This window comes from Fodinicola acaciae, assembly GCF_010993745.1.
GTDB lineage: Bacteria > Actinomycetota > Actinomycetes > Mycobacteriales > HKI-0501 > Fodinicola > Fodinicola acaciae.
The window spans coordinates 1,975,475-1,998,236 of sequence record NZ_WOTN01000002.1 but is presented as its reverse complement, the minus strand read 5'-3'; the positions used below and the strand labels follow the sequence as shown (position 1 = coordinate 1,998,236).

At 67.9% G+C, this 22,762-nt stretch carries 22 protein-coding genes and 1 pseudogene; 7 read left to right on the top strand and 16 right to left on the bottom strand.

The genetic code is table 11. The annotated features are described in order from the left end of the window. Window positions 1–105 precede the first annotated feature (105 nt). From GNX95_RS24685 to GNX95_RS24670, 4 genes are all read right to left on the bottom strand, one after another. Entirely contained in the window at window positions 106–771 is a 666-nt protein-coding gene (locus GNX95_RS24685) for a response regulator (protein ID WP_246281719.1), read from the bottom strand. A gap of 1 nt (window position 772) precedes the next feature. Continuing rightward, window positions 773–1,936 (bottom strand): sensor histidine kinase, encoded by a 1,164-nt coding sequence (locus GNX95_RS24680; protein ID WP_222853943.1) that lies wholly within the window; start codon window positions 1,934–1,936, stop codon window positions 773–775. Window positions 1,937–1,977: 41 nt separating this feature from the next. After that, window positions 1,978–2,208, bottom strand: a complete 231-nt coding sequence (locus GNX95_RS24675; RefSeq protein WP_163509748.1) for a hypothetical protein — start codon at window positions 2,206–2,208, stop codon at window positions 1,978–1,980. 104 nt (window positions 2,209–2,312) lie between these two features. Further along, window positions 2,313–3,218 (bottom strand): helix-turn-helix domain-containing protein, encoded by a 906-nt coding sequence (locus tag GNX95_RS24670; RefSeq protein WP_163509747.1) that lies wholly within the window; start codon window positions 3,216–3,218, stop codon window positions 2,313–2,315. Between the two features lie 52 nt (window positions 3,219–3,270). On the opposite strand from GNX95_RS24670, the gene GNX95_RS24665 reads away from it, so the two are divergent. After that, on the top strand, window positions 3,271–4,467 hold the full coding sequence (locus GNX95_RS24665; protein ID WP_163509746.1) for a Gfo/Idh/MocA family protein: 1,197 nt from the start codon (window positions 3,271–3,273) through the stop codon (window positions 4,465–4,467). A 78-nt stretch (window positions 4,468–4,545) separates the two neighbouring features. Here the strand turns inward: GNX95_RS24665 and GNX95_RS24660 are convergent, their stop codons facing one another. Then, window positions 4,546–5,472: a hypothetical protein gene (locus GNX95_RS24660; RefSeq protein ID WP_163509745.1), complete on the bottom strand. Its 927-nt coding sequence runs from the start codon at window positions 5,470–5,472 to the stop codon at window positions 4,546–4,548. Window positions 5,473–5,504: 32 nt separating this feature from the next. Between GNX95_RS24660 and GNX95_RS24655 the strand changes: the two genes are divergently transcribed. Continuing rightward, entirely contained in the window at window positions 5,505–6,287 is a 783-nt protein-coding gene (locus GNX95_RS24655) for a thioesterase family protein (RefSeq protein ID WP_222853862.1), read from the top strand. Continuing rightward, window positions 6,284–6,850: a GNAT family N-acetyltransferase gene (locus GNX95_RS24650; protein ID WP_163509744.1), complete on the top strand. Its 567-nt coding sequence runs from the start codon at window positions 6,284–6,286 to the stop codon at window positions 6,848–6,850. The genes GNX95_RS24655 and GNX95_RS24650 overlap by 4 nt, the downstream gene beginning before the upstream one ends. Here the strand turns inward: GNX95_RS24650 and GNX95_RS24645 are convergent. The 6 genes and pseudogenes from GNX95_RS24645 to mftR all read right to left on the bottom strand — a co-directional run bounded on the left by GNX95_RS24645 (window position 6,828) and on the right by mftR (window position 13,038). Next, the gene (locus GNX95_RS24645) at window positions 6,828–8,201 is read right to left on the bottom strand and encodes a hypothetical protein (RefSeq protein WP_163509743.1); all 1,374 of its coding nucleotides are present in this window, start codon (window positions 8,199–8,201) and stop codon (window positions 6,828–6,830) included. The genes GNX95_RS24650 and GNX95_RS24645 overlap by 23 nt on opposite strands. Next, a complete protein-coding gene (locus GNX95_RS24640) occupies window positions 8,198–8,914 on the bottom strand; it encodes an alpha/beta fold hydrolase (RefSeq protein ID WP_163509742.1) in 717 nt (238 codons plus the stop codon). The genes GNX95_RS24645 and GNX95_RS24640 overlap by 4 nt, the downstream gene beginning before the upstream one ends. Before the next feature lie 29 nt (window positions 8,915–8,943). Further along, a complete protein-coding gene (locus tag GNX95_RS24635; RefSeq protein WP_163509741.1) occupies window positions 8,944–9,204 on the bottom strand; it encodes a DUF6411 family protein in 261 nt (86 codons plus the stop codon). 282 nt (window positions 9,205–9,486) lie between these two features. Next, window positions 9,487–10,962: pseudogene (locus GNX95_RS24630) on the bottom strand (MFS transporter); the annotation flags it as partial. A 647-nt stretch (window positions 10,963–11,609) separates the two neighbouring features. Next, on the bottom strand, window positions 11,610–12,407 hold the full coding sequence (locus GNX95_RS24625) for a TIGR03084 family metal-binding protein (protein WP_163509739.1): 798 nt from the start codon (window positions 12,405–12,407) through the stop codon (window positions 11,610–11,612). After that, the gene (gene mftR, locus GNX95_RS24620; RefSeq protein ID WP_163509738.1) at window positions 12,388–13,038 is read right to left on the bottom strand and encodes a mycofactocin system transcriptional regulator; all 651 of its coding nucleotides are present in this window, start codon (window positions 13,036–13,038) and stop codon (window positions 12,388–12,390) included. Before mftR ends, GNX95_RS24625 begins: the two co-directional genes overlap by 20 nt. A 54-nt stretch (window positions 13,039–13,092) precedes the next feature. Between mftR and mftD the strand changes: the two genes are divergently transcribed. After that, window positions 13,093–14,253 carry a pre-mycofactocin synthase MftD gene (mftD, locus tag GNX95_RS24615; protein WP_163509737.1) on the top strand — a complete coding sequence of 387 codons (1,161 nt, stop codon included), beginning with the start codon at window positions 13,093–13,095 and terminating at the stop codon, window positions 14,251–14,253. On the opposite strand, the gene GNX95_RS24610 is transcribed toward mftD, so the two are convergent. Next, a complete protein-coding gene (locus GNX95_RS24610) occupies window positions 14,243–15,187 on the bottom strand; it encodes a threonine ammonia-lyase (protein ID WP_163509736.1) in 945 nt (314 codons plus the stop codon). The two genes, mftD and GNX95_RS24610, sit on opposite strands and share 11 nt — an antisense overlap. 76 nt (window positions 15,188–15,263) lie before the next feature. On the opposite strand from GNX95_RS24610, the gene GNX95_RS24605 reads away from it, so the two are divergent. Beyond that, window positions 15,264–16,004, top strand: coding sequence for a VOC family protein (locus GNX95_RS24605; RefSeq protein WP_163509735.1), 741 nt, complete (start codon window positions 15,264–15,266; stop codon window positions 16,002–16,004). Window positions 16,005–16,012: 8 nt separating this feature from the next. Here the strand turns inward: GNX95_RS24605 and GNX95_RS24600 are convergent, their stop codons facing one another. Then, the gene (locus tag GNX95_RS24600) at window positions 16,013–16,432 is read right to left on the bottom strand and encodes a MarR family winged helix-turn-helix transcriptional regulator (protein ID WP_163509734.1); all 420 of its coding nucleotides are present in this window, start codon (window positions 16,430–16,432) and stop codon (window positions 16,013–16,015) included. A 163-nt stretch (window positions 16,433–16,595) separates the two neighbouring features. On the opposite strand from GNX95_RS24600, the gene GNX95_RS24595 reads away from it, so the two are divergent. Then, window positions 16,596–17,921: an MFS transporter gene (locus GNX95_RS24595; RefSeq protein WP_163509733.1), complete on the top strand. Its 1,326-nt coding sequence runs from the start codon at window positions 16,596–16,598 to the stop codon at window positions 17,919–17,921. Between the two features lie 1,121 nt (window positions 17,922–19,042). Here GNX95_RS24595 and GNX95_RS24590 read toward each other — a convergent pair. Both GNX95_RS24590 and GNX95_RS24585 read right to left on the bottom strand, forming a co-directional pair. Continuing rightward, window positions 19,043–19,498 (bottom strand): COG4315 family predicted lipoprotein, encoded by a 456-nt coding sequence (locus GNX95_RS24590; RefSeq protein ID WP_163509732.1) that lies wholly within the window; start codon window positions 19,496–19,498, stop codon window positions 19,043–19,045. A gap of 62 nt (window positions 19,499–19,560) precedes the next feature. Further along, window positions 19,561–20,832 (bottom strand): cytochrome P450, encoded by a 1,272-nt coding sequence (locus tag GNX95_RS24585; RefSeq protein WP_163509731.1) that lies wholly within the window; start codon window positions 20,830–20,832, stop codon window positions 19,561–19,563. A 59-nt stretch (window positions 20,833–20,891) separates the two neighbouring features. Here GNX95_RS24585 and GNX95_RS24580 point away from each other — a divergent pair, with 59 nt between their 5' ends. Then, window positions 20,892–22,427, top strand: a complete 1,536-nt coding sequence (locus GNX95_RS24580; protein ID WP_222853861.1) for an MFS transporter — start codon at window positions 20,892–20,894, stop codon at window positions 22,425–22,427. Here GNX95_RS24580 and GNX95_RS24575 read toward each other — a convergent pair. Then, window positions 22,340–22,723 carry a helix-turn-helix domain-containing protein gene (locus tag GNX95_RS24575; RefSeq protein WP_222853860.1) on the bottom strand — a complete coding sequence of 128 codons (384 nt, stop codon included), beginning with the start codon at window positions 22,721–22,723 and terminating at the stop codon, window positions 22,340–22,342. The two genes, GNX95_RS24580 and GNX95_RS24575, sit on opposite strands and share 88 nt — an antisense overlap. Window positions 22,724–22,762 lie beyond the last annotated feature (39 nt).

The window sequence follows — 22,762 nt, the reverse complement described above, 5'->3', positions numbered from 1 at the left end:
TTTTCCCACACTCGATGTGCCGAAACGATCACGAACGGGTTCGGACCGGACGTTAAGTTCCTGGCATCGGGTGAGAACTCAAGTTGAGCCCTTGGAATAGGTCGTCTAGTCGCTGGCGTCCCGCACGAGCATGGCGATCTGGACGCGGTTTTCCAGCGCCAGCTTGGTGAAAATGCTGCTGATGTGGGCTTTCACCGTCGCCACGCTGATGTAGAGCTGCCGCGCGATCTCGGTGTTGGACAGGCCGTCGGCGATCGCCCGCGCGGTCTCGCGCTCACGATCGGTCAGCGCGGACAACCGCTCACGCGCGGTCTCGCGAGCGGCGCGACTCGCGTCGGAGGAGCGGGGGCCGGTGGCGGCGGCGATCAGCCGGGTCGTGGCGGCCGGCGACAGGGCCGGCTCGCCGGCGGCCACGGCGCGTACGGCGGCCAGCAGCCGCGGCGGAGGCGTGTCCTTGAGGACGAAACCGAGAGCGCCCACACGCAACGCGCCGAGCACCATCTCGTCGGAGTCGAAGGTGGTCAGCACCAGGATCCGTGGCGGCTCCGGCCGGCCGAGGATCTCGGTGGTCGCGCTGAGGCCGTCGCGACCCGGCATACGTACGTCCATCAGCACGACATCCGGGCGCTGCTCGGCCACGACGGCGATCGCGGCGTCGCCGTCGGCCGCCTCGCCGACCACGGTCAGGTCCGGCTCGCCGTCGACGATCAGCCGCAGCGCCATGCGTACCAACTGGTCGTCGTCCACGATCACGATCCGCACCGGCGCCACGTCAGTCCGTCCTCTCGTCAGGCCACGGCAGCCGCGCGGCGAGGACGAAGCCACCGCCGTCGACCGGATGGTGCTCCAGTGTGCCGCCCACCAGCGCGACCCGCTCGGCCAGGCCGAGCAGTCCATAGCCGGAGCGCGGCGGCGGATCGTACGATCCAGCGGCACCGCTGTCCCGCACAGTCACGCGCAAGCCGTCGCCGCGCGCACCTTCGACGCTGACTCGTACGCGCGCGCCCGGCGCGTGTTTCCCGGCGTTTGTCAGGCCTTCCTGGACGATCCGGTATGCCGTACGCGCCACCACCTCCGGCGGCGTCGCCGCGCCGTCGACGGTCGTCAGCGTCGCGTCCGCCCCCAGCGCCCGCGCGTCCTCGACGAGCGCCGGCAGGTCGGCGAGCGACGGCTGCGGCGGCTCGGCACCGGTCTGGCTGGCGCGTAGGACACCGAGCACGTCGCGCAACTCCTCCAGCGCCTGATGCGCCCCGTCGGCGACGCCGCGCGCCAACCTGGCGACCTGGTCGGACGGCAGGTCGGCGCGATGTCCGAGCACGCCGGCCTGCATGGCCACCAGGGAGATCCGGTGTGCGAGTACGTCGTGCATCTCGCGCGCGATCCGGTGCCGCTCCACGATGCGCGCCTCGGCGGCTCGCGCGGCCTGCTCACTCTCGGCGCTCTCGGCGCGCTGGCGCAGCGAACGCAGTTCCTCGCGCCGCGCACCGACCGCGACACCGATGGCCACGACGATGCCGACGGTCAGCGCCGGGAGGGCGATCTGCAGCCACAGCGGATCCGGTCCGCCGACCCGCGGATAGAGGTTGTCGCTCAACACGCCGGTGGCCGCGCAGAGGATCGCCATCACGGTCGTCTCCACCGGACGCCGGCGCGTCGCCAGCGACCCCACCGCCAGCAGCGCCGCGCCGCTGGCCAGCGTCGACGCGCTCGACACGATCGCCACGCCGGTCGTCACGGTCAGCGGATAGCGGCGTCGCCAGGCCACGGCGGCCAGGCAGAGCAGGCCGACCAGCGGATCACCGAGCAGCAGCCACCGTACGCGCGCGTCGTACGCACCTGGTGGCACCTGCGAGGCGGCGATGAGCCAAACCACGACCCCGACGAACGCGGCCGCCAGCAGCCGCCACGCATGCTGCCAGAGCCGCAACGGCGGCATCGCGTTCACCGGCTCATCATGATCCATCTCGCCCCGACCGACTACCTGGCCGCCTTGGCCTGGTCGTGAGCCCAGCCGGCGAGTACGACACCGGCGGCGGCGACCAGCACCAACACGACCAGCCGGCCGCCCCAGCCGCCGGGCACCCAGTCGAGCACACCCCACAGCTGCGTCTGCGCGTGGTTGAAGAGGCTGCGGATGGCGGCCTGAGCGGCGACGATCACCGTCACCATGCCGACGATCTGCAGCGCGAGATAGCCACCCCTGTTCACGGTTTCCTCCTTCGACGACTTTGTCCGATCTCAGCGTCGCCGTCGCGGCCACTTCGCACATCGGACCCGGGTCGCCGGCCCGCGTCCACCAAAGGCGGCGCCGGTCATCCGACTTTGGTCGAAGCCGGCCGTGATACGTCCAATGTGGACGGTGACACCCGGTGCTGCCGCCGGAAACGGGCCGGCGGACTTCCACATCCGTCCGTGAACGCCGCGTAGAACCGGCTGATAGAACCAAATCCCGACTCCGCGGCGACCCTCTCGATCGGCAGGTCGGTGGTCACCAACAACCGGCGCGACTCGGCGAGCCGGCGCCGGGTGAGATAGTCGCCGATGGTCGTACCCATCACCTTGCGAAACTGCGGCATCGCGTAGTTCGGATGCAGCCGCACGGCGGCGGCGATGTCGGCGACACCGAGCGGCTCGCGGAAGTGCTCGGAGATGTGCCGCACCATCGCGACGACCTGCCGCAATGCCGGATCGGCTCCGGAATACTGCCGCGCCGGCTGACCGACGGTCGCCAGCGCGAGCCGCCGGACCCGCGCCTCCACCTCCAGCAGCGCGATCCGCCGCCGCTCGGCCTGGTCGCTGCCGAGGTCGGCGGCCCACTGGGCGAAGCTGACCGGATCGGTCGCGCTCGCGGCCTCCGGCGCGGACACCAGGGGTACGCCGGACAGCAGCCGGCTGACCAGCTGATCCGGCAGGCCCCAGGCCAAAAACGTCTCGAACGGCACGTAGACCCAGTGCACGTGGTTGGCCGAGTTGGCCACCAGCTGATGCGGCACGGCGGCCCAGAAGGCGGCCATGCAGCCGGGACCGACCTCGACCGGTACGCCGCCGAACAGGTAGAGCATCGTGCCGCCGTCGGCGACCAGGTTGAGCTCGAGGTCGTCGTGCTGGTGCGCGGCGTGCATCACCGCCGGCTCACCGGCCCAGCCGATCAACCCGGCCGACTCGACCTGAGGATCCAAGATCTTCCCGCTCTCATCGCTGAAGACTTCGCGGATCATAGGCTCGTAGCGTCGAATCCGTCCACGTCGTCTCCAGCTGAGGAGTCCACGCGTGTTTTCTCTGGCGATCGTCGGTGCTGGCCAGTTCGCCGGCGCGTTCGCGCGGCTGTGGCGGTTGCATCCCGGCGTCGGCGACATCTTCGCCACCGACCTGCTGCCGGACCGCGCCGCCAAGCTGGTCGTCGACCACGACCTGGCCGGCACGTTGCCGTCGTACGACGCCGTCCTTGAGTCCAATGTGGACGCCGTAGCGATCTTCACGCAGCGGTGGACGCACGGACCGCTCGTCGCGCAGGCGCTGCGCGCTGGCAAGCACGTCTACTCAGCGGTGCCGATGGCGGTGACTGAGCAGGAAATCGCGGACATCATCGACGGCGTACGCGCGACCGGCCTGACCTACATGATGGGTGAGACCAGCCATTACAACCCGGCGACCGTACACGCGCGCAACCAGCTCGCGGCCGGCGCCTTCGGTCGTCTTTTCTATGCAGAAGGCGACTATGTCCACGACATGGACCTCGGTTTCTATTCGGCATACCAGTATTCCGGCGGCGACAACTGGAAGGCGACCGCGAGCTATCCGCCGATGATGTATCCGACCCATTCCATCGGCGGCATCCTCGGCGCCTGGCAGACGTACGCGACCAGCGTGTCGGCGATCGGTGTCGTCGACGAGCGCGGCGACGGCGTCTTCGACCGTGACGTCAGCATGTTCGGCAACGACTTTTCCAACGCCACCGGCCTTTTCGAGGTCGCCGGCGGCGGATCGTTTCGCACCAACGAGTTTCGCCGGGTCGGCTATCCGTCGCACATCCGCGAGTCGCGGTTTCGGTTTTTCGGCACCGAAGGCAGCCTGGAGCAGCTGGCCACCGTCAGCCTGTGGCAGGACAAGGAGGGCGTCACCGACATCACCGACCATCTCAAGCCGAGCACCGGAGTCGATCCCGACGACCCGTCGCTCGCGCACGTGGCGCCGGCGCTGCGCGACGCCTTCACCTCCGGCTCGGCCCCAGTGCACGACCGGTCGCGGCTGCCGAAGGAGTTCGCGACCGCCGGCAACGGCCACGAGGGCAGCCACCATTTCCTCGCCGACGACTTCGTCACCGCGGTCAACACCGGCACGCTTCCGCCGGTCAACGCGTGGACGGCGGCTCGCTACACGTTGCCGGGCATCGTCGCCCACCAGTCGGCGCTGAAAGGCGGCGTACGCCTGGACATCCCGGACTTCGGTGACCCGGACGCCAGATAGCCGCAATCGGGTCCCGATTGTCCGGCCTCAGGCGTCCCATGCAGGTCCAGCGCACCGCATACGTCCCGTGCGCCGGACTCAGTCGGCCCAGTCCAGCACGCGCAACGCGCGCAAGGTGTTCCAACGACTTGGCTGGCCGTCGCCGTCCTCCATGGCGACATGCACCGCGCCTGGATGCGTGTTTTCCAGCAACCACCGGCCATCCGGCTGCTGTTTCGACCGTAGGAGGTCGATCGCCTCGGCCGTCCGCGGATCGGGTTTCTCAGCAGCCAGACGGAAATAGTCCAGGGCCCACAGCACGTCGTAATGCCACCAGGTCGGAAACGAAAACCCGAGCCAGCCGGGCTCGACGATCTCACCTGTGCTCAGCCGCCGGAAAAGCCGCCGCTCCAACAGATATTCCTCGCCGCGCTGCCGCGCCGCCGCCGACTCCGCCGTGCCGCCGGTGACCCGCTCGTATTCCAACAGGCCGTCGAGCACGCACAGGGTCGTGTTGAACGACGAGCGTACGGACCCGTTTTCGGCCTCGCAGTTCCAGCCACCGTCGGCCAGCTGCTCGCCAACCAGCCGCTCGATGATGGGGGCGGCGTCCTCGCCGAAGTACGCGCACAGAGCGGCGGTGCGGCCGTTGATGCACGGCTCGACCTCGCCGTCGAAGAACCGCTGGCCGGCGTGTTCCCACCGGCAGGTGTCGCGTACGGCCGCGATCGCGTCGCGCACCGCCTCGGGCTCGACGCCGAGCTCACGCAGCAGCACCAGCGTCGGATAAGTCGCGGTCCACGGCTGACCGGGGGCGGAGCCCCACTGATAGTCCACCGGAAAGCAGGCCCCGCCGGCCCACAGACCGTCGTCGCCGCGCGCGGCAAGCAGCCTCGCGCCCCAACCTTCGGTGGCGACCTTGGCGCGCTCCGCGGCCACCGCCTCCGGCCGCGAGTCGGTGAGGTCACGCAGCACCTGCCAGCGCAGGCCCGGATCCGTGTCGAGCAACCAGTCCAAGACCGTCATCGCAGCAGGATAGCGTCGCATATCGTGTGGTTGTGACGGACGTTTTCTACGAAGCGCTCGGCGACGGCAGGTTCCGGCCGACCGCGGCGACCACCAGCCCGTGGGACCAGCGGATGCAACACGGCGGACCGCCGAGTGCACTGCTCGCCACCGAGATCTGCCGGGTCGCCGGCGGCGCGGACCGGCGGATCGGCCGGATCACCGTCGACTTCCTCGCGCCGATCCCCCGATCCGACGCGGAGGTGCACGTCGAGGTCATCCGTCCCGGCCGGCGTACGCAGCTGGCCGAGGCGACGATGACGGTCGACGGCCGGGTCGCGGTGGTCGCCAGAGCCTGGCAGATCGCCACCACCGCGTCCGTGCCACCGACCACGCCGCAGCTGCCGCCACCGCGACCCGGCACCCAGCCGCAGACCTACTTCCCCGGCCTGACCGACTGGGGTTACGGCGAGGCGACCGACTGGCGTTTCGTCAGCGGCGGCTGGCAGGTCCCCGGACCGAGCCAGGTGTGGGCCCTGGTCGGACCGGAGCTGGTGGCCGGCGCCGACCCGGCGCTCGCCGGGCTGCAACGGCTGCTCGTGCTGGCCGACTCTGCCAACGGCCTGGCCGCCGAGATGTTCCTCGACGACTGGCTGTTCATCCCGCCGACGCTCACCGTCACGCTCTTCCGCTATCCGGCCAGCGACTGGATTTTCCTGGCCAGCCAAACATATCTGGCACCGGACGGCGGTGGCATGAGCGAGGCGCGGCTCTATGACCAGACCGGTTTTCTCGGCACCGCCTCGCAGGCGCTCTACGTGGGACCACGCGGATGAGCGCGTTCACGGTCCGTCCACTGGATGTCGACACCTGGCCAGCGTTCGCTCGGCTGGTCGAGGCCAACAACGGTGTCTGGGGTGGCTGCTGGTGCATGGGTTTTCACGTCCGGTTGAAAGGCCGCACAGCGGCGCAAAACCGGGCGGAGAAAGAACAACGCGTGCGCGAAGCGCGTACGCATGCGGCGCTGGTCTTCGATGGCGACGACTGTCTGGGCTGGTGCCAGTTCGGCCCGCCGGAGGAACTGCCGGAAGTGAAGAGCCGGCGAAAGTACGAGCAGGGCTTGACGAGGTTGCCGGACTGGCGGATCACCTGTTTCTTCACCGGCAAGGGTTTGCGCGGCCGCGGTGTCGCCGACGCGGCGCTCGGTGGCGCACTCGCCGAGATCGCGCGGCACGGCGGTGGCACGGTCGAGGGCTATCCGGAGGAGACCGACGACCGCAAGGTTTCCGGCTCGTTCCTGCACACCGGCCCGATGGCCGCCTTCGAAAACCACGGTTTCACGCGTACGCGGCAGATCGCACCGCATCGGTGGGTCGTCACGCGTACGGTCGACGGCTGAGTTCCTTGGCCGCCTTGGCGAGGCCAATCGTTGACAGGTCAGCACATTTCGACGGAAGCGACCGCAGCGCCGGACCGTAGGATCCGAGGCTGTCGAAATGCGCCGGCCAGCGTTTGGCCGCACCGCGGAGAAAACGGACCTTGCCGGTGACGTATGGCGCGAGTGCCGACCAGTCGCGCGGACCGGCCGCACCGGCCGAATGCACGCCGTTGGGGAAGAGCAGCACATAGAGGTCGCGCACCGGATCGCCACTGTCGTGGCGTTTGACGACATAGTCCGCCAGGGCGCGTTGGCACGGTCGCGAACCGAAAACCGACCAGAACGGCGTCAGTCCGGTCCGGTCGGCCTGCACCGGGTCCAGCATCACGAACGACTCGACGAGCAGGTCGCCGGTGTCGCGGTTGCCTTGGCGCTGCCGCAAAAGATCCGCGATGGGGGCCGACAGGTCCTGCGGTCCCGGCGTCGACAGGCGTACGACGGGGTGGCCGGCGCGCCGGCCCCATACCTCGATGTGCCGCGCCAACTCCGGCTCGAATCCCCATTCGGCCTCCGGGCTCGCGCCGTCTGGTTCCGGTGCCGCGAATCGATCGCGCCTTGAGCCGTAGCGACGCAGAAACTCGGTGACCGCCGGCGATCCGTGCAGGAACTCTTCCGCGGAAAGGCCGCCGTACGCGCCGGTTTGGAAGACGTGCCGGTCGTCGACACGCGTGGTCGGCCAGGTCAGGCCGTCCTCCACGACGACGACCGGAGCGCCAGGACGCAGGGCACGGCCGAGAAACTCTTCGTACGCGCGTGGCAACCGACGCCATTTCAGCCGGAAGTAAGCGATCCGGCTGGCCATCAGCCGGTCCTGGTTGCCGTCGTGCATCTGGTGCAGGATGACGTCGTCGTTGTTTTCCAGCAGTGGCGGGGCGACTCGCCGGCCGAATTCCAGCGCGCCGACCGCGTCTTCGGAGTCGAGCTCGGTGGCATGCACCGGCACGAGCAACGTCTGTGGCAGCCACGGCACGCCGGCCGCCACACAAACATGGGCGATCGATCCGCTCGATGAGCCGATCACCGCGCCTGGATAGTCGTTTTCCGGATAGTGACCGGTGATCCAGTGCGCAACGGCTGACATGTCCACTGAGGCGAGCTGATCAGGCCGTACGCCTTCACCGCCACCGGCCAGCGCATAGAGCCGCTGCCGCAACCGCAGAGGAAGTGCGGCCGACGCGCGTACGGCCGCGGCACGGGCCGGATCCTGGCCGAGATGCGCAAAATCCTCGCCTCGCAACGCGCGCGACACCGCGCGGAGCATCGCCGACGCCGAGTCGAACTCAGCGACCGCCTTCTCCGCCGCGATCGTCATCGCTTTCCGTCACTCATCAGCCGCACGAGCGCGTCGCGTACCGCCGCCGCGTATGGTTCGGGATGGTCAAAGGGAAAGGCGTGCGGCACGCCGGGTACGGTGCGGCACTGGCCAGCCGGCCGGTGCGCCAGCGACTCACACCACTCGCGGGTCGACAGCGCGTCCCGGCAGCCGCGGATGACGGTGACCGGGATCCCCGTCTTTTCCAGCCAACGCTGCGGATCGTCGGCCAGGCTCGACCACACCATCGACAGCATTCTCCGCATGCCGGCCCGCTGTTGTTCCGGCCGCTGAAACCTCCGGAGCGCGCGCGGCTCGCGACGCGAGTCGATCAGCCACCGTACGAGAAGTCGCGGCAACGACCGATATGCCGGATCGACCGTCGGACTGGCGAGGACAAGCGCGCTGACGAGATCTGAATGCTCCGCCGCCAGCCTGGCCGCCAGCAACGCGCCGTACGAGTGGCCCGTCAACAACACCGGACCGTCCACAGTGGACCGCAGCCAGGCCGACACCGCCGCACAGTCCTCCGCGACGCCGAGATCATGCGGTGCGTCCGGAGCGTCCCCGGTGCCCGGCAGGTCTATCAGGGAGACCGTGGCGCCAGTGGCCAGCATGTCCTGCGTACGCCGCAGATATCGCGACACCGCCAGGCCTGGCAGCATCACGATCCGCGGACCGTCGCCGACCGTCCGCACCGCAATCTCTCGCACCCGCGTTGGCTACCCGCTTCGGTCGCCGCTCAATCGGTGTCGGTGGCATCCTTCAGCTCTCGGCGTCCCTCTCGGCCGGTTTCCGCGCTGCGATCGGCGGCGCGGCGGGACAACTGCCACGGCCTGGCCAGCCAGCGACCGAGTTTTCCCGGTGCGTGGTGAGAAATCCACGCGCCAAATCCGAGGGTCCGGTCCGTGCCTCGTTGCAGCCGGCGGGACAACCGCGGCGCCAACAGGCCGGCGATCAACAGCAGGACGCACACACCGACGACGATTGCCAGCACAACCATGCTCGCGTCACCTCAGTCACGCTTTCTGTAGACGTTTCGGCTCAGTTCTTCGACAACGCCTCCGGCGACCGCGCTGCGTACGGCGTTTCCGAAGCGGCCGGGTCCCCACGCCGACGCGCGTACGCGCCGTGCCAGCTCGCGTCTCGTCAGTGGTCCATGGCCGAGAGCTGTCGCGATGACATCGACCTCGCGCCGGATTTCCGGGTCGTCCGGCGGATAGTCCGAGGCCGCCGGCAGTGGCGCGTATCCGGACCTGGTGGCGGATCGACTCCCGACGCGACCATCGCCGGCCGCGCGCGGTTGCATCGGAGCCGGTTCGCCGCCGGTGTCGGCCGAGAGTGGACTCGCCACATCCTCAAGTGAACGCTGCGCCGCCTCGACACCGAGCCAGACTTCCACCACGCCACCGGCGATCATCATCGCCGCACCGAGGTAGTAGCCGACCGCGACCAGCCCCATTTTTCCGGTGTCGACCAGGCTGCCGAACAGCAGCGGTCCGACGATGCCGCCAAGCCCGGTGCCGACCGCGTAGAACAACGCGATCGCCATCGCCCGGATCTCCAGCGGAAAGACCTCGGAGACGGTCAGATAGGCCGCGCTGGCGCCGGCGGAGGCGAAGAAGAACACGATGGCCCAGGCGATCGTCAACGTCCACACCGAAAGCAGGCCGTTGCTGAACAGGATCCCGGTCGCCACCAACAACACGCCAGAGCCGAGATAGCTCGTCGCGATCATCGTACGACGGCCGACCGTGTCGAACAGCCGGCCGAGCACGATCGGACCGAGCAGGCTGCCGATCGCCAGCGGGATAAGGTAAAGACCGGCGATCGCGCCGGAGATGTGGAAAAACTTACCGAGGACCAGCGCCTCGGTAAAATAGACCGCGTTGTAGAGAAACGCCTGTCCGACGAAAAGGCCGAGCCCCAGCAGCGTACGCCGTGGATAGGTGCGCAACAGCGTCTGGCCGACCTCGCCGAAGCTCGTACGATCACGTTGCCGCACCCTGATCCGGTCGTCCACCGGCTCCAGGTCTCCGTCGATCTGTTGCCGCACCTTGTCTTCGATGTCACCGACCAGCCGCTCGGCCTCTTCCGCCCGATGATGGGTGAACAGCCAGCGCGGACTTTCCGGGACGTTCCGACGTACCAGCAGAATGCCGACGCCGAGCACGGCACCGATCCCGAACGCGATCCGCCAGCCGAGCGACGGCGCCAGGATCGACGGCTGCAGAAGGACAATCGTCAACGCCGCACCGACCGCCGCGCCAAGCCAATATGACCCGTTGATGAAAAGATCGACCGTGCCGCGTACTCTCGCCGGCACCAACTCATCGATCGCCGAGTTGATCGCCGAATACTCACCACCGATGCCGGCGCCGGTGAGGAAGCGCATCAGGAAAAACCACCATGGGCTGAAGGAAAACGCGGTGAGGATGGTGGCCAGCAGGTAAACTGCCAGGGTGAGCAGGAAAAGTTTTTTCCGGCCGATACGATCGGTGAGATAGCCGAAGAAAAGCGCACCGGCCACCGCGCCGACGACATAACATGACGCCGCGAAACCAACTGCCGTCGGCGAGAGCACGAGGCCGGAGTCCGGCTCGGTCAGCCGGTCACCGATCGCACCGACGATCGTCACCTCCAGACCGTCGAGAATCCACACCGTGCCAAGCCCGATGACAACGGTCCAATGCCAACGCGACCACGGCAACCGGTCGAGCCGCGCCGGCACATCGGTCACGATCGTCTGTTGACCAGCCATTCCAGGTGGCTACCCAGTCATCGCACGAAGAAACGTCGGGGTCGTGGTGGCCGGCTCTCCAGGCTTGCTCGGTCACGTATGGGAAGCAACCCGTCGGCATGCATGCCATCACAGCGTCCGGTGGGGTGCTGGTGTGACTGCTGTGGCTGATAGTGCGGGTGAGGCGGCTCGGTTGCGTAATACTTGTTAAACAAGACATCAAAGCCGACATTTGGTGCGGCCCAGCAGTCACAACAGCATTATCAGCCTCAGTAGTCACACCAGTCACAGCCTCTGGTGATCACTACGGCGTGAAAGCCTTGTTCCTTGCGTCCAGCGCAAGTAACTCGACATTCATGCCATCCACGAACCTCTCAAGCCGGACATTTAGCGCTCCACACGTCTTTGCATCCCACATAGTGGACCTTCTTGTCACCCACCGGGACGCCACTGCACCGCCGGCGCCCCAGCCACACTCCTGGTCCACCCCGCACGAAACCGCACCCGCGGCACCCAACCCAACCAACGACGGGACCCCGCGCGCCCCTCCCCTTGAGGTCGCCCTCCGCGCAGGAGCGCCCGCCGCGCAGGCGAAAACCCAACCACCCCCAAACGCAACAATCATGAAACCCGAGCCCCGTTCCGGCTACACCGACGTGGCCTACCGGCTACACCGACTGGCCTGACCGCGGCCGGCCGGGACCCGGGGCGCCGGCGAAGGCTTGAGCGATCGACATCCACTCCGTCGCGACCGGTCCGGAGATCCGCAGCGCGGTGTCGTCGCGGTGCCGGCGTTGTGTGACTACCAAACAAAAGTCCTCGGCCGGACCGGTGACGCTGTCGGCCGCGTCGTCTGGTCCCCACGACCACTGCGAGCCGTCCGGCGCGGTCAGCCGTACGGTCACCGGCACCTGCGGCACGTCGCGACCGTTCAGGACGTACGCGAATCCGAAGGTGCTGACACCGAGGTGCGCGATGTTACGCAGCCGCGCGGTCGGTGTGCGGCGCACGCCGACCGCGTCGGCGATGTCCTGGCCGTGCGCCCAGGTTTCCATCAGCCGCGCGGTGACCGACGACGCGGCGCTCATGTCCGGACCGTACCAAGGAATTCTCGCCTTCGGATCCATCGTCGCGAAGACCTCAAGCAGCCGGCCACGCGCGGTGTCGAACCACTCGGCCAACTCGACGCGCGGCATGCTTCGGTGCCGTTCCGCGATCACGTCGGGAAAAGCTGTGCCATGTTGCAGAAGTTCGGCTGTGTCGCTGCGAAAACGGTCGGGTTCGGTCGCCGCGAGCGTCGCCGCCTGGTCGAAGAAGGCGAGGTGGCTGAGCTGGTCGCGGATGAGCCAGCCGGCGGCCGCGGACGGCCGGTCCCAGTCGGCGTCGGCCAGCTTTGCCAGGATGGCGCGCAAATCCTCGGTCTCGGCGGCCAGATCGGCCAGCAGGTCAGTCATCGATACGGCCATGTGTCGTCCCTTCCACTGCGGAGGAGGTTACCGACAAGATGTCGTCGCGGAAGCCGGCGGCCAGCGCCCGCAGCGCCGCGTCGAGATAGTGGGTGAGGTCGGCGTCGGCGCGTACGGACCACTGCTCATACGCGGCACGGCAGGCGGCGAGCGTCGTGCGGCCGGCGGCGAGCGGATAGAGGGAGTCGGCCGGCTGGGCGCTGCGGCGGCCGACAAACTCCGCGATCGCGCGTTCCCAGGCGTCGTAGTGCACAGTCGCGCTGGCCGCGAGCTCTGGCACCGAGCTGATCAGCTGCATCCGCATCCGCAGCTCCGGCACGTCATCGGCGCGGTAGTGGTTGACGGCGATGACGGCGCGGCGTACGGCCTCCATCACCGGCAGGCCGGCCGGTGTCTGCGCCAGCGTGGTCCGGATGCTCTCCACCTCGGCGTCGAACGCCGACCACAGCACCTCGGATTTCGCATCGAAATAACGGAAAAACGTGCGGCGGCTGACACCGGCGGCGGCCGCGATCTGGTCGACCGTGGTCTCGTGAAAACCGCGCTCGGTGAACAGCCGCAAGGCGATCACCTCGAGGCTGCGCGCGCTCGTACCCGGCGGCCGGCCGCGCCGGGGGCTTGTTTCTGGCACGCGGTGACATTATCCTACCGGCTATTCGTCACACCGTGCCAAAAGGGGTCTCCGATGGCCAACGAGTGGTTCGAGTCCGTCGCCGAGGCCCGTCGCCGGGCTCGCAAGCGGCTGCCGAAGTCGGTCTACAGCGCGCTGGTGGCCGGCTCCGAGCGCGGTGTCACGCTGCGCGACAACCAGGCCGCCTTCGACGAGCTGGGCTTCAAGCCGCGTACGGCCGCGTTGCCTGGCAGCCGCGACCTCGGCACCACCGTGATGGGACAGCCGGTGTCGATGCCGGTGCTCATCTCCCCCACCGGCGTGCAGGCGATCTGTCCAGACAGCGAGGTCGCGGTCGCGCGCGCCGCCGCCGCGCGCGGCACCGCGCTCGGTCTCAGCTCCTTCGCGAGCAAACCGATCGAGGAGGTGGTCGCCGCCAATCCGCAGACGTTTTTCCAGGTCTACTGGTGCGGCAGCCGCGACGACATCCTCCAGCGGCTCGACCGCGCGCGAAAGGCCGGCGCGGTCGGCATCATCCTGACGCTCGACTGGTCGTTTTCGCACAGCCGCGACTGGGGCAGCCCGCACATTCCGGAGCGGCTGAACGTCCGCGAGGCACTGCGCTTCGCACCGGAGACGTTGGCGCGACCCGGCTGGCTCTGGTCGTACGTGCGCACCGGCCACATCCCCGACCTGACCGTCCCCAACATGGCCGCGCCGGGCGAGCCACCGCCGACGTTTTTCGGCGCGTACGGCCAATGGATGATGACACCGCCACCGACCTGGGACGACGTGCGGTGGCTGCGCGAGCAGTGGGACGGGCCGTTCATGCTCAAAGGCGTCTATCGGCCGGACGAAGCCCGGCGCGCGGTCGACGCCGGTGTGACCGCGATCTCGGTTTCCAACCACGGCGGCAACAACCTCGACGGCACGCCGGCGACGATCCGTACGCTGCCGGCGGTCGCGGAGGCGGTCGGCGACCAGGTCGAGGTGCTGCTCGACGGCGGCATCCGGCGCGGCAGCGACGTGGTCAAGGCGGTGGCGCTCGGAGCGCGCGCGGTGATGATCGGCCGCGCGTATCTGTGGGGTCTGGCGGCCAACGGCCAGGCCGGCGTCGAGAACGTACTGGACATCCTGCGCAACGGCATCGACTCGACACTGCTGGCGCTCGGTCACCGCAGCATCCATGACCTGAGCAGCGACGACGTGCTCGTGCCGGACGGTTTCAGCCGCTGACCCAGCCGCGGTAGGCGTCCATGTCGACGTTGCCACCGCACAGAATCGTCGTCACGTGGCGGCCGGCGAAGCGCTCCCGATCCTCCAGGATCGCCGCGAGGCCGAGCGCCGCCGACGGCTCGACGATGAGGCCGGCGTGCTCGTACAACAGGCGCATGCCGGCGATGATCGACGCCTCCTCCACGAGTACGGCGTCGTCGGCGACCACCAGCAGGTCGTCGAGCACCTCCGCAATCGGCAGCCGGCCGGCGACGCCGTCGGCGATGGTGTTGGTCGACTCGGTGGTGACGACCTCGCGCTTACGCCACGAGTACGTCATCGCCGGCGCGCCGAGCGGCTGCACACAGATCACCTCGACCTGCGGTGCCAGCGTCTTCAGCACATAGCCGACGCCGGTGGCCATCGCGCCGCCGCCGAGCGCGATCAGCACGACGTCGCTCGGCGTACGCGCCAGCTCCAGGCCGATCGTCGCCGCGCCTTCGCAGGTCTCGATGTCCAGGCTGTCCTCGACCAGCCGGATGCCGTCGTGCTGCGCAATCGCGACCGCCCGCGCGCGAGCCGTGTCGAAGTCGGCATCCACGATCTCCAACTCCGCACCAAACGCACGGATGCGCTCGAGCTTGGTGGCCGGCGCGAAACGGGACGCCACGACGCGTACGTCCAGACCGCGACGGCGACCGGACCAGGCGAGCGCCTGGCCGAGGTTGCCGGCGCTCGCGCACACGGCCGGTCCGGTCAGCTGACTCGTGACCAGCTCGGTGCCGCGGCCCTTGAAGCTGCGTACCGGATTGGCGGTCTCCAGCTTGATGCTCAGCGCACAGCCCAGGTGCGGCTCCAGCGGCTCGCAGCGAAACAGCGGCGTATCCAGGAAAACCGGGTCGATCACCGCGCGCGCTGCCTGGATCCGAGAGAGGTCGAGCCGAGTTTTCCGCACGGATTCACTCTAGGACACGATCTGACCTAGATCGGTCCTAGCGTGGCCAGCACCACCAACCGCGAAGGACACGATCATGATCATCGACAGCAATCCGACCACCGGCACGCCGACCTGGCTGGAGCTGGAGGTTTCCGATCCGGACCAGGCCGCGGCGTTCTATGGCGCGGTGTTCGGCTGGTCCTTCGAGCCGGGACCGGCCGGCACGACTCGCTGCCTGCTCAACGGTCGTACGGTCGCCGGACTGCGGCCGGCGCGAGAGGCGCAGTGGCTGGTGCACCTGGCGACCGACGACTGCGACCGTACGGCCGAGCGGGTCGCCGCGGCCGGCGGCAAGGTGCTGGAGGCGCCGGCCGAGTTCGGCGACGCGGCGCGGATCGCGTACGCGGAGGACCCGGTCGGTGCGCGGTTCGGCCTGTGGCAGGGTCGCCGGTCAGTCGGCTGTGAGGTGGTGAACGAGCCGGACTCGCTCGTACGCAACGACCTCGTCACACCGGCTCCGGGGCCGGCACGCGCCTTCTATCCGGCCGTTTTCGACTTCTTCCTGGACGGCAACGACGACCTGCCCGGCGTCGACTTCACCTTCCTGCGGTTGACCGCGGAGAAGGAGGTCGGCGGCATCATGGGTGACCCGTCGGCGGCGCGCTCGTCGTGGAACACGCTGTTCGAGGTCGCCGACTGCGACACCACGGTCGCGCGCGCGGTCGCGGCTGGCGCGATCGTCGTCAAGCCGGCCGCGGACGATCCGTACGCCCGCTCGGCGACGCTCACCGACCCCTTTGGCGCCACCTTCTCCGTCGGCTCCCGCCACGCCTAGCTTTGTGGTCAGGAAGTGACGGGGTCAGCGGCGCGGAGCTCCTCGGCGAGGGCTTCCAGTGCCGGCAGTGCCTGCAGAAGGATTTGCGTGGTCTCCGGTGGCAGCCGGTCGAGGCATTCGGACACGACGGCCGTACGCCGCGTCTTGATCCGCGTGTGCACCTTCTTGCCGGCGGCGGTCACCTCGACGAGCGCGGCCCGCGCGTCGGACGGATGCGGGATCCGGCGGATCAGCTCCAGCTCGGTGAGCTTGCCGACGACCCGCGAGAGCATCGTCGGGTTGAGGCCTTCCAGCTCGGCCAGCTCGGCGAGGCCGAGCGGACCGCGGCCGGTGACCAGGCCGAGGATCGACGCCTGGGTCGGCGTCAGGCCCTCGCCGGTCGCCGACGCGTTGAGCTGCCGAGCGAGCCTGCCGATGACCACCCGCATCCGGATAACCGTATCGCTGTCTACCACGTCATCATCCTCTTAGTTGCCTGCCGGCAAGCAATGTATTGTCGGAGCTGTGGGACGACTGGACGAAGAAACCGAAAGAGTCAAGCATACGGTTCACCCGTCAGTCGCCATCGGGAACGAGCCACATCCCCAGCGGATGCTGGTCTTCGCCATCGTCTCGATCGCGTTGTTCATGGCCTCCATGGACCAGACGATCGTCGCCACCGCTCTCACCACGCTGCAGCACGACCTGCGCGCGCCGATCAACTGGACCGGCTGGACGATCACCATCTACTCGCTCGGCCAGATCGTGGCGATGCCGCTGGCCGGCAAGATCAGCGACCTGTACGGCCGCAAGAAGGTGTTTCTGCTGGCCGCCGTACTCTTCACCGCCAGCTCGCTGTGCTGCGGCCTGGTCGACAACATCTATCTGTTGGTGTTCTTCCGCGCGCTCCAGGCGCTCGGCGGCGGCGCGTTCATGCCGTCGGCGACCGGCATCGTGTCGGACATGTTCGGCCACCAACGCGACCGGGCGCTCGGCATGTTCACCAGCATCTTCCCGATCGGCGGCATCATCGGTCCGATCGCCGGCGGCCTGTTCGTCACGTACGCCAGTTGGCGCGAGATCTTCCTGGTCAACGTGCCGATCGGCATCGCGCTGCTGGTGCTCGGCCTGCGCTTCATCCCGGCCAGCCGGCCACGCGGCACCAGCCGGATGGACGTGCGCGGCGTGGCGCTGCTCGCCGCGCTGATCCTGGTGGCGATGTTTGGCATCAGCTCGCTTGGCAGCTCCGGCTATGCCGTCTTCGCCGTCTGCGAGGCGGCCGCGCTGGTGCTCGGCTGGCTGTTCGTACGACACACACAGCGCGACAAGGCGCCATTCATCCCGATCCAGTTGCTGCGAGGCCGCGGATTTGGCGTGATGAACCTGATCAACCTGCTGTTCGGCATCGCCGCCCTCGGCCTCGGCACGCTCGTACCCGTCTATGCCGAGCAGCGTTATGGCATCAGCACACTGGAATCCGGCACCCTGTTGACCGCACGCGCCGTCGGCACGATCTGCGTCGCCGGGCTCGCGGTTTTCGCACTACGCCGCACCGGCAGCCGGTTGCCGATTACCGTCGGCTTCGGCATCGTCGCCGCCGGCCTCTGCATGATGTTCCTGCCGCCGGCCGGCATGTCCGCGTACCTCTGGCTGGCCATCGCCGCCGGCATCACCGGCGTCGGCATGGGGCTTTCCGTACCAGCGACCAACAACGCCACCCTGCAACTCGCACCCGACCAGGTGGCCGCTATTGCCGGACTACGTGGAATGTTTCGACAGTCCGGGTCCATCGTTGCGGTGTCCGCGGTGACCGCGATCTTGGCGCGTAGCGCTGATCCCGGCGTGACTCAGGCGTACATATTGATTGTGTTCGCGGCGGTGCTGGTGGGGATATTGCCGCTGGTGCGGCTGGTTCCGGATCATCGCGGGAGCTGGTAGGCGGGATTTGGCAGCGTGGCAAGGTGGTCGCGGGCCGCTTGTTTGGGTTGGCTGGGTTTTCTGGTTGTTCTGGTGGGAAAGTGGTTGCGGTTTTGGTTGTTGGGTTGGAGGGGTAGTTGGGGTTTCTGGTTGTTGCGTTGTGGAGGTGGTTGGGTTTTCTGCTTTGTTGCGTTTGGTGGGTGGTTGGGTTTTCTGTTTGTTGCGTGGGTGGGTGGTTGGTTTTTCGCCTGCGCGGCGGGCGCTCCTGCGCGGAGGGCGACCTCAAGGGAGGGGGCGCGTGGCCGCCAATCGGTGTGCATGGGGGTGCGGGCGGCGGTTTGCGGGCGGGGCTGGGTTTTCCGAGCTTGCTCGGTCACGTATGGGAAGCAACCCGTCGGCATGGACGCCATCACAGCGTCCGGAGTGGTGCTGGTGTGACTGCTGTGACTGATAATGCGGGTGAGGCGGGCCGACTGCCTAATACTTGTTTAACAAGACATCAAAACGGACATTTGTTGCAGCTGAGCGGCCACAACAGCATTATCAGCCTCGGTAGTCACACCCGTCACAGCCTCCAGAGATCACGGCGGCCTGAAAGCCTTTTTTCTTGCGTCCAACGCAAGTAACTCGACATTCATGCCATCCACGACCCGTACAAACCGAACATTTAGCGCTCCACACGCCGTCGCATCCCACATACTGGACCCTCACGCCACCCGCTGAGACGCCACGGCACCGCCGGCGCCCCAGCCACACTCCTGGTCCGGTTTGTCCGTTCTCCCCCGTCGGCGAGCTTTGCTTGAGCACATGTCGACCGGGCCTGCCGCGTACGAAACCCAACCACCCACCCAAGCTCGGCAGGCCCGGTCGACATGTGCTCATCCTCCGGACGCCGACGGGGGAGAACGGACAAACCGGACCACACCACAAACACAACCGCACCCGCGGCACCCAACCGGACCAACAGCGAAACCCCGCGCGCCCCTCCCCTTGAGGTCGCCCTCCGCGCAGGAGCGCCCGCCGCGAAGGCGAAAACCCAACCACCCCCAAAACGCGACAATCATGAAGACGCAACCACCCACCCAACCGCAACATCAGAAATCCCACCACCCACCCAACGCAACAATCAGAAAACCGGGCAGTCAGTAAGTAGTCCCTCCAGAGCCACCACCATTATCCGGCGCAGCTCCCCCAGTCGTCGCCGCGTGCCAGCTGAAGCTCACGCCGCCGAAGGTGTCCTTGGCGGCGTTGCCTTTGGCGTCGCCGGGGCCGCCGTCCACCTGGAAAGTGTAAAGCGGCTTTCCGTCATAGGTCACCTGCGACTTACCGTTGTCAGGCCGCTTCACGGTCGCCAGTTTTCCCGGCACGTTACCGGAAACGGGGTCGGACGTGGCGATCACAGGTTGCCAGATTGCCAGGCAGGAGGCGGTGCAGACCACCTTGCCGCCGGCTTCCTGGTCGGCGAAATAGAGAGTTTTGCCGGAGCTGTCGGTCAAAACCGTGCCGATGCCGGCGACTGTACGCGTGCTGACCGCCGCGTTTTGGCCGCAGGCCGCGAGCAACGCGAGGGTCAGGACCGCGACGAACCAGGGTTTCACGCCGCCTCCTCCAAAAGGATACCGTGCCAACTATCACGGACCCCGACGGCGAATGGTTCAATCTAGTCGACGAGAACCGGCAGCGAATCCACACCGTACACAATGGACAGTTGACGATAGGCCAGCTCCGGCTCCGGTTTCGCCAATCGTAGCTTCGGAAAACGGCGGACCAGCGAAGGATAGGCGATCCGCAGCTCCATCCTGGCCAGCTCGGCGCCGATGCAGCGGTGGATGCCGTGGCCGAAGGCCAGATGCGGACTCGGTGGTCGTTTTCCGGAGAATTCCCCGGCATCCGCACCAAAGGCCGCGTCGCGGTCGGCGCCGCTGAGGGAGACGAGTACGACGTCGCCGGTGGCGATCGAGGTGCCGGCGATCTCCATGTCGGTCGTGGCGACGCGCGGAAAGGCTACCTGCACGACGGTCAGATAACGGAGCATTTCTTCGACGATCGGGCCGACCGCCTCGTCATCGGTCCGCAGCGCCTCGAAAGTCGCGGGGTCGCGCAGCAACACGATGGCGCCGAGCGCCAGCATGCTCGCGGTGGTCTCGAAGCCGCCGGTCAGCAGGCCATCGGCCAGCTCGGCCAGCTCGCGGTCGGACACGTCGTCGCCGTGTTCGGTCACCAGCATGCCGAGCAGGCCGTCGCCGGGAGTCCGCCGCTGGCCTTTCACGATTTCCAGCAGATACGCCAAAGACTCGTTGATTGCGCCGAGCGACGCACCGGCACCGGCGAACAGGTCGAAGCGTGCCGCACCGAGCCGCTGGAAATCGGCGCGGTCCTCGTACGGCACACCGAGCAGCTCACAGATCGCCAGCGACGGGATCGGCAGCGCGAAGGTCTCCACCAGGTCGACCGGACCCGGCGCGGCGGCGATCGTGTCGAGTTGGTCGTCGACGATCTGCTGGATCAGCGGCTCCAGCCGGCCGAGGCGGCGCATGGTGAACTCCGGCGTCAGCAGCTTGCGCAGCCGCGTGTGCGCCGGCGGATCGGTGAAACCGAGGCCGCCGGGATTCTGCTCCGCGGTCACCCCGGCCGAGCCGACCAGGTGCGTGAAATCGTTGCTGAAGTCCGGATGCGAGAGTATGGCCTTGGCCTCGGCATGGCCGGTGACCAACCACACGGTCATGCCGACCGGCAGCGGCATCTTGCTGATCGGCTGGTCGGCGCGCAGTTTCGCCATCTCCGGCACTGGATCCAGGCCATCGCGGCGCAGCGGCATCAGCGCCGACTTCGGCAGGAACCGCATCGCGCCCGGATCGAAACCGTTACGCAGCGCGCGTGCCAGGTATTTCCGACCGATCCAGCTGACCACCCGCGACCGTACGCTCGACATGGTCGACAAGTCTACGGTCGGCGTCCGCGCGCCTTCGCTTGCGTTCAACCACGGTTGAGTTGCCACGATTTCCGAGGTTTCGCGACGGCGAGGAGGACGTGGTCTTGGTGACGGTCAGCGGCCGGCGGGCGATGACGCTCGCCTGCGCCGGCGCGTTCATGGTGGTGATGGATGCGACCATCGTTTCGGTCGCGTTGCCGCAGATCGGTGGCACGCTTGGCTTTTCAGCCGACACGTTGCCGTGGGTCGTCAACGCATACACGTTGACCTTCGCCGGATTTCTGCTGCTCGGCGGCCGGTTGTGCGACGTTTTCGGCCGCCGCACGATGTACGTGCTCGGCGCCGGCCTGTTCACCGTCGCGCGTACGGTCGCCGGCCTCGCGATCTCACCGGAGACATTGCTCGCCGCTCGCGCGATCCAGGGTTGCGGCGGCGCGCTGCTCATGCCGGTTTCGTTGTCGTTGTTGACAACCACCTTCGAGGAGGGTCCGGTCCGCGCCCGCATGCTCGGCGCGTGGAGCGCGGTCGGCGCGGTCGGCGCGTCACTCGGACCGGTGATCGGCGGTCCGCTCACCCAGCTGGCCGGCTGGCGCTGGGTGTTTTTCGTCACGGTGCCGCTCGGCATCGCCGCGATGGCGCTCGCATTGGTGGCACTGCCGAAATCCGCGACCGGCTGCCTGCGTACGGTCGACTTCACCGGCGCCGCGTTGGTAACCACCGCGCTCAGCCTGCTCGTGTATGCGGTGATGGAGTCGTCCTCAGCCGGCTGGACGGCGCCGCGGGTGGCCGGCGCGTTGCTGGCTGGCGCAGTGCTCGGCATTGTTTTCCTGGCACAGCAACGGTTTCTGGCACAGCATCCGATCCTGCCGCTGGGGATCTTCCGGCTTCGCCAGGTCAGCGGCGGAAATCTGGTGCTGCTGCTGCTCGGGTTGGGGTTCTTCGCGAGCCCGGTGCTGCTGTCGCTTTATCAGCAGCAGGTGCTTGGCTATTCGGCTCTGTGGGCCGGCATCGGCTATCTGCCTGTCGGCGCCGCGATGTTCGTCGGCGCGCAGGTCGCCGGGCCACTCACCAACCGGATCGGCGCGCGATCCGCGGCGGTGCTGCTGTGCCTGGTCGGCGCCGCCGGTTTTTTGGCCGTGGCACTGCTTATTGGCATGACCGACGACTATGCCATCACGCTTCTCGGCCCCGGCCTGCTGCTCGGTTTCGGCAGCGCGGCGGCGTTTACACCGATCACGGTGGCGGCGACCAGCGGCATACCATCACAACAGAGCGGCCTGGCCGCCGGCGTGCTCAACACCGTACGACAGACCAGCGGCGCCATCGGTCTCGCCGCCGCGACCACAATCGCCTCGGCCGCCACGACGAACTGGGCGCACAGCCATCCAGGTCACCCCGCCGCCGCGATCGGACACGGCCAGGCCGTCGCGTTCGCGGTGGCGGCCGGATGCCTCGTGCTGGCATCGATCGGGGCTGCCGTGACGATGCCGCGTGCGCGTACGACTCGTCAGCTGGCCGACGGCGGCACGCTGACCTCGGCGCGAAACGCCGGACAGCGCTCCAGGTCCTCGCCCTGCCGGCAGGTGAGCAAATAGCGCAGGTAGTCACACGCCTCGGTGAGCCGGCCGATCTCACGCTGGAGGCCGTCGAGCTGGCCTTCCACCGCCTCCTGCCACCGCACGTTGGGCCGCAGCAGCCTGGCGATCTCGTCGATGCTCATCCGGCCTTGCCGGCGCCACCGCACGATGAGCGCGATCCGATAGACCTGATCGGTGTCGTACACGCGGCGAGCACCGCGGCGCGCTGGCACGACCAGGCCGCGCCGTTCCCAGTAGTGCAGCGTGGACAGCGGAAGGCCGAAGTGGTCAGCGACCTCTCGAATAGGCGTCACGCCTTCATTGTCCGCTCCCGCTGAGCGCAGGACAGTAAA